The following is a 14,924-nucleotide window of genomic DNA, read 5'->3' as shown; positions in this document are numbered from 1 at the left end:
AGCGGCCCGGCGCGCCGCACCGGACCGAACGACTTCCAGCCAGGAGCGCGCATGACCGACCTTGCCATCGACGGCGGCATCCGGGCGACCACCCTGCTCGACATCCTCCGCGCCAACGCGGCGACCGATCCCGACGCGGTCGCCTTCGCGCAACTGTCCTTCCCCGCCGGCACCGACACCTCCGACGGTCGCGGCGTCGTCCGGGAGCTCACCCGCGGGGCGTACGACCGGCGCTCCGCCGCCCTCGCGGCCGCCCTCGCCCCCCGGCTGGCCCCGGCCGCCCGGGTGCTGGTGCTGCTCGCCCCGGGCCTGGACTTCCTGGTCGGACTGACCGGGGTGCTGTACGCCGGCGGCGTCGCCGTGGCCTGCCCGCCCCCGGTCGACGGGGCGGGCGACCCGCGCACCGAGCGCGCCGTGCAGATCGCCGGCAACGCCGAGGTCAGCGCCGTGGTGACCACCGCCGCGCTGATCGACCGGCTGGGCGAGCTGCGCGACCGGCTCGGCCCGGACGTGCCGTGGCTCGCCGTGGACGGCCTCGACGAGTCCGCCGCCGACGGGTGGACCCCGCCCGAGCTGACCGGCGACGACCTGGCGCTGCTGCAGTACACCTCCGGCTCCACCGGCGCGCCCAAGGGCGTCATGGTCAGCCACCGCAACCTGCTGCACCAGATCGACCAGACCGTCGCGCTGGCCGGGCTGCCCGCCGGGGCGAACGTGGTCAGCTGGATCTCCCCGTACCACGCGCTCGGGGTGGCCGGGCACCTGCTGCTGTCCCAGTACCTCGGCGGCCGGGCCGTCTTTCTCACCCCGGAGGACTTCGTCGCCGACCCGCTGCGCTGGCTGCGGGCCATCTCCGACACCCCCGGCCCGGTCTTCGGCTGCGCCCCGAACTTCGCCTTCGAACGCTGCCTGAGCCAGATCCCGGCCGAGCGGCGGGCCGGCCTGGACCTCTCCGGCTGGCACACTACCTTCAACGCCGCCGAGCGGGTCCGGGCCAGCACCATCGCCCGCTTCACCGAGGCGTTCGGCCCGCACGGCTTCCGGCCGGAGACGATGGGCCCCGGCTTCGGGATGACCGAGGCGATGCTCTTCCTCACCGGCCGGCACGCCGACCCGGAGCCGCTGGTGCTGCACGTCGAGGCCGCCGAGCTGGAGCGGGGCCGGGTGGTGCCCGCCGACGCGGGCGAGCGCAGCCTCACCCTGGTCGGGGTCGGCCCGGCCGGGCCGCACTGCGAGATCCTGGTGGTCGACCCGCAGACCCGGCAGGTGGTCGCCGACGACCGGGTCGGTGAGCTGTGGGTCCGCGGCGAGGTGGTCTGCCAGGGCTACTGGCAGCGCCCGGAGCTGTCCGAGGAGACCTTCGGCGCCCGCCTCGCGGACGGGACCGGCCCGTTCCTGCGTACCGGTGACCTGGGTTTCCGGCACGACGGTGACCTGGTGCTCTGCGGCCGGCTCAAGGAAATGATCATCATCCGGGGGCGGAACCTCTATCCGCAGGACGTCGAGCTGACCTGCGAGCGGGTGCACCCGGCGCTGGCCGGCGCCCCGGCCGCCGCGTTCGCGGTCGACCACGACGGCGAGGAACGGCTCGTCGTGGTCCAGTCCGTGCCCGACACCACCGGCGTCGACCTCGACGACCTGGCCGGCCGGCTGCGCGCCGCCGTCACCGACGACCACGAGGTCGAGACGTACGAGGTGCTGCTGGTCGGCCCGGACGGGGTCGCCAAGACCGTCAGCGGCAAGGTGCAGCGCGGCGCCTGCCGGGACCGCTACCTCGCCGGGGAGCTGCGTCCGCTGGCCCGGGCGGGCCGCCCGACCGCCGTCGCGCCGGCCGGCCCGCAGCCGGCCGCCGCGCCGATGCGGGACATGCTGCTCGCCCTCGACGAGGCGCTGCGCTCCCCGGTGCTCGTCGCCGAGCTGCGCCGCCGGCTGGCCGCCCTGCTCGGCACCAGCGCCGACCGGATCGCCACCGACCTGCCGCTGGCCGGCCTGGGCCTGGAGTCGCTGCGCGCCATCGAGCTGCGCCGCGACCTGGAACGCGACCTCGGCGTCGGCATCCCCATCGCCGAGTTCATGCGCGGCACCGTGACCGCCCTGGCCGGCCTGGTCACCGGGCAGCTCGACGCCGCCCCCGGCGGCCGGGACATCGCCTGGCGGCCGGTGGTCGCCGACCCGGAGCACCGGCACGAGCCGTTCCCCCTCACCGAGCAGCAGTACGCCTACTTCGTCGGCCGCAGCGCCGGCTACGACCTCGGCGAGGTCTCCATCCACATCTACGTCGAGGTCGACGCCACCGACCTGGACCTGGACCGGCTCACCCGGGCGCTGAACCGGCTCGTCGCCCGGCAGGAGATGCTGCGCGCGGTGGTCCGCTCCGACGGCACCCAACGCATCCTGCCCGCCGACGAGGTCCCCCCGATCGGGATCGCGCTTGCCGACCTGTCCGAGCTGGACCCGGCGGAACGGGATGACCGGCTCGCCGCGACCCGCGACGAGCTGAGCCACCAGGTCCTGCCGATGGACCACTGGCCGATGTTCGAGGTGCGGGCCAGCCGGCTGCCCGGCGGCGTCACCCGGGTGCACGTCAGCCTCGACCTGCTGGTCGCCGACGTGGCCAGCGTCCGGCTGTTCTTCCTGGAGTGGGGCGACCACTACGCCGACCCGGACGCCCACCCCGAGCCGCTGCCGGTCTCATTCCGGGACTACGTGCTGGCCCTGGACCAGGTCACCGACTCCGAGGCGTACCGCCGGTCCCGGGACTACTGGCTGGCCCGGGTCCCCGACCTGCCGCCCGGGCCGGACCTGCCGCTGGTCGCCGGGACGGACCGGCGCGGCCGGCGTCGCCGCTCCCACCTGCTCGACGCCGGGAAGTGGACCCGGCTGCGGGCCCGGGCCGCCCGGCGCGGCGTCACCCCGTCGGTGGTGCAGCTCGCCGCGTTCGCCGAGGTGCTCGGCCGGTGGAGCCGGACCGGCCGGTTCACCGTCAACGTGCCGCTGTTCAACCGGATGCCGCTGCACCCGCGCATCGACGACGTGATCGGCGACTTCACCGCGGTCACCCTCCTGGAGATCGACGTGACCCCGCGCGACGGCCTGGGCGGGCTCGCCGAGCGGATCCAGCGGCAGCTCTGGCAGGACCTGGAACACCGCTACTTCTCCGGCGTCGAGGTGATGCGGGAGCTGAGCCGCCAGCGCGGTGTCCGCCCCGGCACCTTCGCCACCGTCGTCTTCGCCAGCGCCCGCGAGCAGGGCCGCGACCAGGAAGGCGCGCAGGGCGCGCTCGGCGCGGCCTGGCTCGGCGACACCGTCTCGGTGATCTCGCAGACCCCGCAGGTCCTCTTCGACCACCAGGTCTACGAGGACCACGGCGCCCTGTCGTACCACTGGGACGTGATCGAGGACCTCTTCCCCGACGCGATGCTCGACGACCTCTTCACCGCCTACACCGCGCTGCTGGAACGCCTCGCCGCGAGTGACGACGCGTGGGCGCCGGGCGCGTCGGACCCGCTGCCGGCCGCCCAGCGGGAGCTGGTCGCCGCCGCCAACGCGACCACCGCCGAGATCCCCGACGAGCTGCTCTTCACCGCGATCGGCCGGCAGGCCGCCGCGCACCCCGACCGCACCGCCGTGGTCGCCGCCGACGCCACCCTGACGTACGGGCAGCTGTGGCGGCGGGCCACCGCGCTGGGCCGGACCCTGCGCGCCGACGGGGTACGCCCCAACCAGCTCGTCGCGGTCGCCGCCGACAAGAGCGCCGCCCAGCTCGTCGCCGCCCTCGGCGTGCAACTGGCCGGTGGCGCGTACCTGCCGGTCGACCCGGACCTGCCACCGGCCCGCCAGGACCACCAGCTGCGCCGCGCCGAGGTGACGATCGTGCTGGTCCGCGCCGGTGGACCGGACCGGGACGACTGGCCGGACGGCGTCCGGGTGCTGCCCGTCGACGCCACCGCCGACCCCGACGGCGAGGTCACCGACCTGGCACCGGCGCAGCGGCCGGAGGACCTGGCGTACGTGCTGTTCACCTCCGGCTCCACGGGCGTGCCGAAGGGGGTGATGCTGTCGCACCGGGCCACCCTCACCACCGTCGCCCAGGTGCGCGAGCGCGTCGGTCTGGGCCCCGACGACGTCGCCCTCGGCCTCTCCGCGTTGAGCTTCGACCTGTCGGTCTGGGACGTCTTCGGCGTCCTCGGCGCCGGGGCGACCCTGGTGCTGCCGGAACCGGCCGCCGCCCGCGACCCGGGCCGGTGGCTGGAGCTGATGGACACCCACGGTGTGACCTGCTGGAACTCGGTGCCCGCGCTGGCCCGGATGCTGGTGGAGCACGCGGCCGGCGGGCATCCGGGCCTGGCCCGGCTGCGGCTGATGTGGCTCTCCGGCGACTGGATCCCGGTGACCCTGCCGGACCAGGTCCGGGCGCTCGCCCCGGACGTCCGGTTCGTCGCCTCCGGCGGCCCCACCGAGACCGCCATCTGGTGCGTCGCCCACGACGTCGACCGCGTCGACCCGGAGTGGGAGTCCATCCCGTACGGCCGGCCGCTGGCCAACCACCGGATCCACGTGCTCAACGACCGGATGCAGCCCTGCCCGGTGGGGGTGCCGGGGGAGATGTTCATCGGCGGCCCCGGCCTCGCCGACGGGTACTGGCGCGACCCGGAGCTGACCGACGCCGCCTTCGTCACCCACCCGGAGACCGGCGAGCGCCTCTACCGCTCCGGTGACCTGGGCCGGTGGCTGCCCGACGGCACCCTGCAGATCCTCGGCCGCACCGACTTCCAGGTGAAGATCGGCGGGTTCCGCATCGAGCCGGGGGAGATCGAGGCCACCCTCGCCCGGCACCCCCGGGTACGCGAGGCCGCCGTGCTGGCCGCCGGCCCGGACCGGCACCGCCGCCGGCTGGTCGCCTTCGTCGTCCCCGACGGCACGGACGCCGCACCGGCCGGCACCGACCTGGATCCGAAGGTGGCCGAGAAGCGGGTCCTCGGCGACGTGGAGGCCGACCCGGTCCGCCGGGTGGAGTTCACCCTCGCCCGGCGCGGCCTGCGTACCGACCTCACCGGCACCCCCGTCGACCTGCCGTCCGACCTGGACGGCGGGGCGGCCGACGCGGTCTGGGCCCGGCGGTCCAGCCGGCGTGCCTTCGCCGACCGGCCGGTGCCGCTGACCGGCCTGGCCCGGCTGCTGGAGAGCCTGCGCAGCCGCGACGGCGAGGTGCTGCCGAAGTACCGGTACGCCTCGGCCGGCGCCCTCTACCCGGTGCAGACCTACGTGCACGTGCGCCCCGGGCGGGTCGACGGCCTGGCCGGCGGCAGCTACTACCACGACCCGGTGGCGCACCGGCTGGTCCCGGTCCGCCTCGACGCCGACCTGGACCGCGCCGCGCACTTCTGCACCAACCAGCCCACCTACGACGGCAGCGCCTTCGAGATCTTCCTGGTCGGCCGGATGTCGGCGGTCGCCCCGCTCTACGGCACCCGGGCGCTGCACTTCTGTCTGCTGGAGGCCGGCGAGATGACCCAACTGCTCGACGAGGCCGCCCCCGGGCTCGACCTCGGGCTCTGCCAGCTCGGCCTGATCGCCGACGAGCCCGCCGTCCGGGACCTGCTCGCCCTCGCCGACGACGACCAGGTGCTGCACAGCCTGCTCGGTGGGGTGCTCGACCCGACCCCGCAGGCGGGCACCGGCGGCGGCAGCCTGCCCGAGCGGCTGTGCGCGTACGCCGCCGAGACCCTGCCGCACTACATGGTCCCGGCCACCGTGGTGACCGTGGACCGGCTGCCGCTGACAGCCCGGGGCAAGGTCGACCGGAGCGCCCTGGAACGGCTCGCCGACTCCGCCGCCGAGACCGGCCGGACCGGCGGCGCCGCGTACGCCGCCCCGACCTCGCAGGTGGAGCGGACCGCGACCGAGGTGTTCCGCCGGGTCCTCGGCGTCGACCGGATCGGCGTGGACGACCGCTTCTTCGACCTCGGCGCCGACTCGGTGACCATCGTCAAGGTCTACCGGGAACTCTGCGCCGCGCTGGGCCGCACCTTCCCGCTGATGCACATGTTCGAGCACCCCACGATCCGGCGCCTCGCGGCGGGACTCGACGGTGGCGGCGGCAGCGACGGCGACGCCGTGGACGCCGCGTTCAGCCGGGCCGCCGCCCGTCGGGGCCGGCGCGCCGGCCGCCCGGCGGAGGTGTCCCGGTGAGCCCGGCGAGCGGCGACATCGCGATCGTCGGCATGGCGGGCCGGTTCCCCGGTGCCCCCGACGTGGCCACCTTCTGGCGCAACCTGCGCGGCGGCGTCGAGTCGGTCACCTTCTGGGACGACGAGACGCTGCGGGCCGCCGGGATCAGCGACGAGACCCTGGCCGACCCGGCGTACGTGCGGGCCGCCTCGGTGCTCGACGGCATCGAGCACTTCGACGCCGCGTTCTTCGGCTACCACGCCCGCGAGGCGGCGCTGATCGACCCGCAGCAGCGCCTCTTCCTGGAGTGCGCCTGGCACGCCCTGGAGGACGCCGGGTACGCCCCGGGCGCCGTCGACGCCACCGTCGGCGTCTACGCCGGCAGCGCCCTGTCCACGTACCTGCTCGGCAACGTGCTGGCCGGTCGGGTGGCGGGCACCATCGGCGAGACGCTGGAACTGCTGGTCACCAACGACAAGGACTACCTGCCCAACCGGGTCGCCTTCAAGCTGGGGCTGGGCGGGCCGGCGGTGGCCGTGCAGACCGCCTGCTCGTCGTCGCTGGTCGCGGTGCACGTCGCTGCGCAGGCCCTGCTGGAGGGGGAGTGCGACGTCGCGCTGGCCGGCGGCGCGGCGATCCGGCTGCCCCAGCCCAGCGGCTACCTCTGGCAGGAGGGGCTGATCTTCTCCCGGGACGGGCACTGCCGCCCGTTCGACGCCGCCGCCACCGGCACCGTCTTCGGCAGCGGCGTCGGCGTGGTGGTCCTCAAACGCCTGGAGGACGCCCTCACCGACGGCGACCACGTCGAGGCCGTCATCAAGGGCAGCGCGGTCACCAACGACGGGTCGGCGAAGGTCGGCTACACCGCGCCCGGGGTGGACGGGCAGGCCCGCGCCGTGGCGACCGCGCTGGGCCTGGCCGGGATCGACCCGGCCACCGTCACCGCCGTCGAGGCGCACGGCACCGGCACCCCGCTGGGCGACCCGATCGAGGTGACCGCCCTGAACCGGGTCTTCGCCCCCCGGATGCGGCGGCGCGGCGGGATCGCGCTGGCGTCGGTGAAGTCCAACGTGGGACACCTGGACACCGCCGCCGGGGTCACCGGACTGATCAAGGCGGTGCTCCAGCTCAAGCACCGGGAGCTGGTGCCGAGCCTGCACTTCGACAAGCCCAACCCCGAGATCGACTTCACCGACTCGCCGTTCCGGGTCACCACCGAACTGCGCGAGTGGACGGTCGACGACGTGCCGCGCCGGATCGGGGTCAGCTCCTTCGGCATGGGCGGCACCAACGCCCACGTCGTCGTCGAGGAGGCACCCACCCCGGCCCCGCTGCCGCCGCCGGCCCGCGCCGCGCAGGTGATCACGATCTCGGCGCGTACCCCCGAGGCGTTGGACGCGGCCGGCGCGCAGCTCGCCGCGGCCCTGACCGCGCCGGACGCCCCGCCGCTGGCCGACGCGGCCTGGACCCTGCACCGGGGCCGGGTGCCGGCCCGGTACCGGCGCGCGGTGGTCGCCGCCGACGCGGGCGAGGCCGCCGCCGCGCTGGCCGACCCGGCCCGCGCCGTCACCGGCACGGCCGTCGACCGGCCCCGGCTGGTCTTCCTCTTCCCCGGCCAGGGCAGCCAGCACCCGGGCATGGGCGCCGACCTGTACGCCACCGAACCGGCCTGGCGCGACGCCCTCGACGCGGTCGCCGCCGACCTGGCCCCGCACCTGGGCCTGGACCTGCGCACCGTGCTGTATCCCGCCGCCGACGTCGACCCCGCCGAGGCGGCCCGGCGGCTGGAGTCCACCGACCTGGCCCAGCCGGCGCTGTTCGCCGTCGAGTACGCCACCACCGCGATGCTCGCCTCGTACGGGATCCTCCCGGACGCGATGATCGGCCACAGCGTCGGCGAGCTGACCGCCGCCTGCCTCGCCGGTGTCCTGGACCGGGCCGACGCGGCCCGCCTGGTCGCCACCCGGGGTCGGCTGATGGCGGCGATGCCGCCCGGCGCGATGCTCTCGGTCGCCCTCGGCGAGGACGAGGTCCGTCCCCTGCTCACCCCGACCCTCTCCCTGGCCGCGGCGAACGCCCCCGACCTGAGCGTGGTCTCCGGCCCCGACGGGGACGTCGCCGCCCTCGCGGCGCTCCTCGCCGAGCGGGGCGTGTCCCACCGGCGGCTGCACACCTCACACGCCTTCCACTCGGCGATGATGGACCCGGTCCGTGAGCCGTTCGCCGCCGCCCTGGCCGGGGTCCGGTTCGCCCCGCCGACGCTGCCGTTCGTCGCCAACCGCACCGGCGAGTGGATCACCGACCGGGAGGCCACCGACCCCGCCTACTGGGCGGGGCACGTCCGCGACACCGTCCGCTTCGGGGCGTCCGTGGCGCTGGTCGCCGGCCCCGACGCGGTGCTGCTGGAGGTCGGTCCCGGCCGGACGCTCGGCACCCTGGCCCGACAGGTCACCCGGGAGGCGACCGTGCTGGCGAGCCTGCCCGCCCCGGGCGACCCGCCGGCCGGGCCGCACCCGGGACCGGCCCTGCTCGGCCGACTCTGGGCGGCCGGCGTCGACGTCGACCTCGCCGACGAGGGCCCCCGCCGCCGGGTGTCCCTGCCCGGCTACCCGTTCCAGCGCCGCCGCTACTGGATCACCCCGAGCGGGGACAGCGGCCCGCTGGACCTCGCCCGGCTGTCCGGCGGCGCACCGGAACCGGACGCCGACCCCACCGCCGGGCTGGACGGACGCCCCCCGGTGCAGACCCCGTACGTGGCCCCCCGCGACGACCGGGAGCGCCTGGTCGCCGCCATCTGGCAGGACCTGCTCGGCGCGGCCCCGATCGGGGTGGACGACAACTTCGTCGAACTCGGCGGGCACTCGCTGCTGGCCACCCGGGTGGTCGCCCGCGTCAACGAGGCGTTCGGCAGCCGGATCGGGCTGCGCGAGATGCTCGCCGCGCCGACCGTCGCCGGGGTGGCCGCCCTGGTCGCCGCCGGCCGGACCGAGGACGACGCCGAGCCGGAGCCCGGCCTGCCGCTCGCCGTGCCCGCCCCGGACCAGCTCCACGAGCCGTTCCCGCTGGCGGAGATCCAGCAGGCCCAGTGGCTGGGCCGGCTCGGCAGCGTCGAGGGCGGCAACGTCGCCGCGCACGTCTACTGGGAGGTCGAGACCGGCGAGGTCGACCTGGACCGGCTCACCGGGACGTGGCAGGAGGTGGTCCGCCGGCACGGGATGCTCCGCGCGGTCGTCGGCGACGACGGCCGACAGCGGATCCTGCCCGACCCCGGCCCGTACGTCATCGAGGCCACCGACCTGCGCGACCGCCCCGCCGACGAGGTCGAACGGTTCCTCGCCGAGCGGCGCGAAACCCTGTCGCACCAGATGCGGCCGGTCGACGTGTGGCCGCTGTGGGACGTCCGGGCCACCCTGCTGCCCGGCGGCCGGACCCGGCTGCACCTCGGCTTCGACCTGATGATCGCCGACATCGGCAGCATCCGGCTGGTCTCCCGCGACTGGCGCCGCATCCACCAGCAGGCCGGTGGCCTCGCCCCGCTGGAGGTCACCTACCGCGACTACGTGCTGGCCACCGAGGAGCTGCGCGGCAGCCCACTGCACCAGCGGTCGCTGGAGTACTGGCGGGAGCGGATCGCGCAGCTGCCGCCCCGGCCGGACCTGCCGCTCGCCGTCGCGCCCGCCGCCGTCACCCGACCCGAGCCGGTCTCCTTCGACCTGGAACTGGACCGGGCCACCTGGAAACGGATCACCGACCGGGCCGGCGGCCACGGACTGACCCCGTCGGCGGTGCTGCTCGCCGTCTACGCGTACGCGCTGGGCGCCTGGTGCCGCTCCGGGCGGTTCACCGTCAACGTGACCGTCACCAACCGGCTCCCCGTGCACCCGCACGTCGGCGACCTGGTCGGCGAGTTCGCCTCGTTCGACCTGCTCCCGGTCGACCTGACCGCCGCCGGCAGCGTGGCGCGGCTCGCCCGGCACCTGCAGGAGCAGAGCTGGCAGGACCTGGAACACCGCTACGTCAGCGGCGTCGAGGTGCTGCGCGAGATGGCCCGCGCCCGGGGCGGGGCCGCCGGCGCGGTGATGCCGGTGGTCTTCACCAGCACCGTCGTGCAGGAGAGCGAACCGGGCGACGAGACCTGGTTCGGCTGGCTCGGCGAGATGGTGCACGAGGTCGCCCAGACCCCGCAGGTGTGGCTCGACTTCGCCCTGCTGGAGACCGCCGACGGGGTCCGGATGAGCTGGCACGGGGTCCGGCAGCTCTTCCCCGACGGGGTGCTCGACGCGGTCTTCGCCGCGTTCAGCCGGCTCACCACCGCTCTCGCCGACGACGAGGCCGCCTGGCAGGCCGACCCCGGTGACCTGCGCCCCGCCGCCCAGCGGGAACTCGTCGCGGCGGCCAACGACACCGCCGGGCCGCCCGCCGACGGGCTGCTGCACGCCCCGTTCGTCGAGTGGGCCACCCGCGAGCCGGACCGCCCGGCGGTGGTCACCGCCGAGGAGACCGTCAGCTACGGCCAGCTCCACCGGCACGCCTGCGCCGTCGCGCACCGGCTGCGCGAGGTCGGGGTACGCCCCGACGAGCTGGTCGCCGTCGCGGTGGACAAGTCTCCCGCGCAGGTCGCCGCGGCGCTCGGGGTGCTGCTGGCCGGCGCGGCGTACCTGCCGGTGGACCCGGACCTGCCCGCCGACCGGCAGGACCACCTGGTGTCGTTCGGTGAGTGCCGGGCGGTGCTGACCCGGGCCGGCGGCCCGACCCGCTCCTGGCCGGACGGGGTCACCGAACTGGTCGTCGACCTTGCTACCGACCCACCGGCCGGTACGGACACCGCGCCCGAGCCGCAGGCCGGCCCCGACGACCTCGCCTACGTCATCTTCACCTCCGGCTCGACCGGCACCCCCAAGGGCGTGACGATCCGCCACCGGGCGGCCCGCAACACCATCGACGACATCAACTCCCGCTACGCGGTGGGCCCCGACGACGCCGCGCTCGGGTTGTCCTCGCTGAGCTTCGACCTCTCCGTCTACGACGTGTTCGGGCTGCTCGGCGCCGGCGGTCGGCTGGTGCTGCCCCGGCACGGCAGCAACCGGGACCCGGGCCACTGGGCGGAGCTGGTCGCCGCGCACCGGGTGACCGTGTGGAACTCGGTGCCGGCGCTGGCGCAGATGCTCGCCGACCAGGTGGCCGGCAGCGGACCGGCGGACGCGCTGGAGCCGGTACGGCTGTTCCTGATGTCCGGCGACTGGATCCCGGTCGACCTGCCGGGCCGGTTGCGGCAGCTCGCCCCGCACAGCCTGCCGGTGAGCCTCGGCGGCGCCACCGAGGCGTCGATCTGGTCGATCTCCTACGAGATCGGCGAGGTGGACCCCGCCTGGGAGTCCATCCCGTACGGCCGGGCGCTGCGCAACCAGACCTTCCACGTGCTCAACGACCGCTGGCAGGAGTGCCCGGTCTGGGTGACCGGCGAGCTGTTCATCGGCGGCGCCGGCCTGGCCGACGGGTACTGGCGCGACGAGGAGAAGACCGCCGCCCGGTTCGTCACCCACCCGGTGACGGGGGAGCGGCTCTATCGCACCGGTGACCTGGGCCGGTGGCGTCCGGACGGGACGATCGAGTTCCTCGGCCGGGAGGACTTCCAGGTCAAGGTCGGCGGCTACCGGATCGAGCTGGGCGAGATCGAGGCGGCCCTGACCCGCCACCCCGGGGTGACCGCCGCGGTCGCCGCCGCCCTCGGCGACCGCCACCACCGGCGGCTCGTCGCGTACGTGGTGCCGGCCGACCCCGCCGCCGACCGGGACGCGCTGGTCGAGGCGGTCCGCGCGGAGGCCGCCCGCCTGCTGCCGGCGTACATGGTGCCGACCGTGGTGGTGGCGCTGGACCGGCTGCCGCTGTCGGCCAACGGCAAGGTGGACCGGTCGGCCCTGCCCGACCCGGCCCGGCTGGCCGGCCCGGACGCGCCGACCGGCGAGGCGACCCCCACCGCGCTGCTGCTGGCCCGACTGGTCGGGGAGGTCCTCGGCCAGCCCGACGTGGGACCGTTCGACAACTTCTTCGCCATCGGCGGGGACTCCATCACCGGCATCCAGATCGTCGGCCGGGCCACCGCCGAGGGCATCGAGATCACCCCCGCCGACCTGTTCGCCCACCAGATCGTCGCCGACCTCGCCGCGGTCGCCGAGGCCCGCGCCACCGCCGCCGGCCGGGACACCGCCGACGGCAGCTTCCCGCTCACCCCGTGGCAGCGGGCCCTGCTCGGGCCGGACGGGCCGACCCGCCCGCTCGGCGCGCAGGTGCTCGACGTGCCGATGCCGCCCGACCTGGACGCCGACGCCGCCGGCCGGGTGCTGGCCGCCCTACTCGCCGCCCACCCCGCCCTGCGGTTGCGCCTGGTCGACGGCCCGGACGGCTGGCGGCAGCGGATCGGCGTGGAGGACGAGCCGTACGTGCCGCTGATCGACCTCGCCCCGCTGCCCGAGAGTCGGCGGGCGGCGGCCCGCGCCCAGATGGTCGCCGACATGCGCGCCGAACTCGACCCGGTCGAGGGTCCGCTGACCCGGGCCGCCCTGTTCGACCTCGGCGACGGGGAACGCCGGCTGGTGCTGCTGGTCGCCGACCTCGCGGTGGACGCCCGCTCCTGGGCGCCGCTCTGGGCCGACCTGCGGCGGGCCCTGGACCGGGCCGCCGTCGGAGCCGAGCCGCAGCTACCCGCCCCGCCCGTGCCGCTGGCCCGCTGGGCGGAGCGGCTGGCCGCCGTCGACCAGCCGTCGCCGGTCGACCCCGGCGACGACGGGCTCGCGCCGCTCCCGCTGGGTTCGGCCACGCCGGGCGCGAGCTGGCGGCGGGTGCTACGGGTGCCGGAAGCGCGGGCCCTGCTCGACGCGGCGTCCCGGGCGTACCGGCTGACCGCCGACGAGGTGGTGCTGGTCGCGCTCGCCGCCGCGCTGGCCGGCACGGGCAGCGGCCGGGTGGTGCTGGACGTCGAGCACGACCTGCGCGCCGACGGCGTCGCCGACCTCGACGTCACCGGCGCGGTCGGCCCGTACGCGACCGTCGCTCCGCTCACCCTGACGCTGGCCGGCGACCTGGCGGAGCTGGTGCCGGCGGTCAAGGAACAGCACCGGCAGGCCGCTGCCCGGCCGGTGCCGGCCGACCGACCCGCGCAACTGCTGCTGCGGCACCTGGGCGACCTCAACGGGGCGCCCGGCGCGGCCGGCGGACCGGCGGGCGCGCCCCGGGCGTACGACGGCCCCGGGCACCGGCTGGTGGTCACCGGGCACCTGGCCGCCGGCGACCTGCTGGTCGAGCTGCACGCCCCGGGTGCGGGACCGGCCGACACCGCCACCCTGGACGCGCTGGCCGACGCGCTCGACGCCGCCCTGGTCGAGCTGGCCGCGCACTGCGCCCGACCGGGTGCCGGCACGGTCAGCCCGAGCGACTTCCCGCTCGCCGGCCTCGGCGGCGCCGACCTGACCGCCTTCCTCACCGCCGTCACCAGCCGCCGGCCCACCGCCGACCCGGCGGACGACAGCACCGACCGGTCCGCCGCCGACACCGAGGGGACCCCACGATGACCGTCTCCACCGACCCGGGCGTGCCGCAGCCGGTGACCTGGCTGCCGCCCGAGGACCAGAAGTGGCGCGACACCGTCCGGGCGGTCACCGCCGAGACCGTCGCACCCCGGGTCCGGGCCATGGACGAGGCCGCCCGGATCGACCCCGACCTGATCCGGGAACTCTTCGCCGCCGGGCTGCTGGGGGTCGAGATCCCCGAGGTGTACGGGGGAGCGGGGCGGGACCTGTTCGCCGTGGTCCTCGCCGTCGAGGAGATCGCCCGGGTGGACCCGTCGGTGGCCGTCCTGGTCGACGTGCAGAACGCCCTGGTCGCCAGCGCGCTGCTGCACCACGGCGACGGGGACACCCGCCGCCGGCACCTGCCCCGGCTGGCCAACGGCACCGTCGGCGCGTACGCGATCAGCGAGCCCGACACCGGCAGCGACGCCTTCGCCGGCCGCACCCGGGCCGTCGCCGACGGCGGCGGATACGTCATCGACGGCGCGAAACGGTGGATCAGCAGCGCCGCGGAGGCCGGCCTCTTCGTGGTCTTCGCCCGACTCGCCGACGCCGGCCTCACCGCGTTCCTGGTCGACCGGGACACCCCCGGCCTGACCGTCGGAGCGCCGGTGGCCAAGATGGGCATCCGGGCCAGCTCCACCTGTGACGTCACCTTCGACGGCGTCCGGGTCGGCCGGCGCGACCTGCTCGGCCGCCCCGGTGCGGGCGAGCTGCTGGCGGTGGAGACGCTCAACGTCGGCAAGGTCGGCATCGCCGCCCAGCTCGTCGGGCTCGCCCAGGGGGTGCTCGACGCCGCCACCGGGTACGCGGCCCGCCGCCACCAGTTCGGCCAGCCGATCGGCACGTACCAGGGGGTCGCGTTCCCGCTGGCCCGGGTCGCCGCCGAACTCCAGGCCGCCCGCGCGCTGCTGTACGACACCACCCGGCTGCTCCAGCACGGCGGCTCGCCCGCCCAGCGGCTGCGCGCCACCGCGATGGCGAAGTACGTCGCCTCGGAGGTCGCCGAGCGGGCCGCCGCGCTGGCCGTGGAGACGCTCGGCGCCAACGGTTTCGTCCCCGAGCACGGGGTGGAGAAGTTCTACCGGGACGCCAAGGTCGGCAAGATCTACGAGGGGACCTCCAACATGCAGTTCCGTACCATCGCCGCGACCCACGACCGGGGCCCCGCCCCGGTGGAGGGCTGAC

Annotated in this window: 3 protein-coding genes; all 3 read left to right on the top strand. The window is 76.0% G+C overall.

Annotated features, from left to right (window positions below; translation table 11 throughout):
- Nucleotides 1-51 precede the first annotated feature (51 nt).
- From ABUL08_RS09090 to ABUL08_RS09080, 3 genes are read left to right on the top strand one after another with little or no spacing between them, the layout of a single operon-like run.
- Nucleotides 52-6,192 (top strand): amino acid adenylation domain-containing protein, encoded by a 6,141-nt coding sequence (locus ABUL08_RS09090; RefSeq protein ID WP_350936412.1) that lies wholly within the window; start codon nt 52-54, stop codon nt 6,190-6,192.
- On the top strand, nt 6,189-13,739 hold the full coding sequence (locus ABUL08_RS09085) for a non-ribosomal peptide synthetase/type I polyketide synthase (RefSeq protein WP_350936410.1): 7,551 nt from the start codon (nt 6,189-6,191) through the stop codon (nt 13,737-13,739). Before ABUL08_RS09090 ends, ABUL08_RS09085 begins: the two co-directional genes overlap by 4 nt.
- Nucleotides 13,736-14,923, top strand: coding sequence for an acyl-CoA dehydrogenase family protein (locus ABUL08_RS09080; RefSeq protein WP_350936409.1), 1,188 nt, complete (start codon nt 13,736-13,738; stop codon nt 14,921-14,923). The genes ABUL08_RS09085 and ABUL08_RS09080 overlap by 4 nt, the downstream gene beginning before the upstream one ends.
- Nucleotide 14,924 lies beyond the last annotated feature (1 nt).

The sequence above is a fragment of the Micromonospora sp. CCTCC AA 2012012 genome (assembly GCF_040499845.1).
Classification (GTDB): Bacteria; Actinomycetota; Actinomycetes; order Mycobacteriales; family Micromonosporaceae; genus Micromonospora; species Micromonospora mangrovi.
Note: the sequence above shows the minus strand (reverse complement) of the source record. Positions and strands in the feature narration are given on the sequence as shown.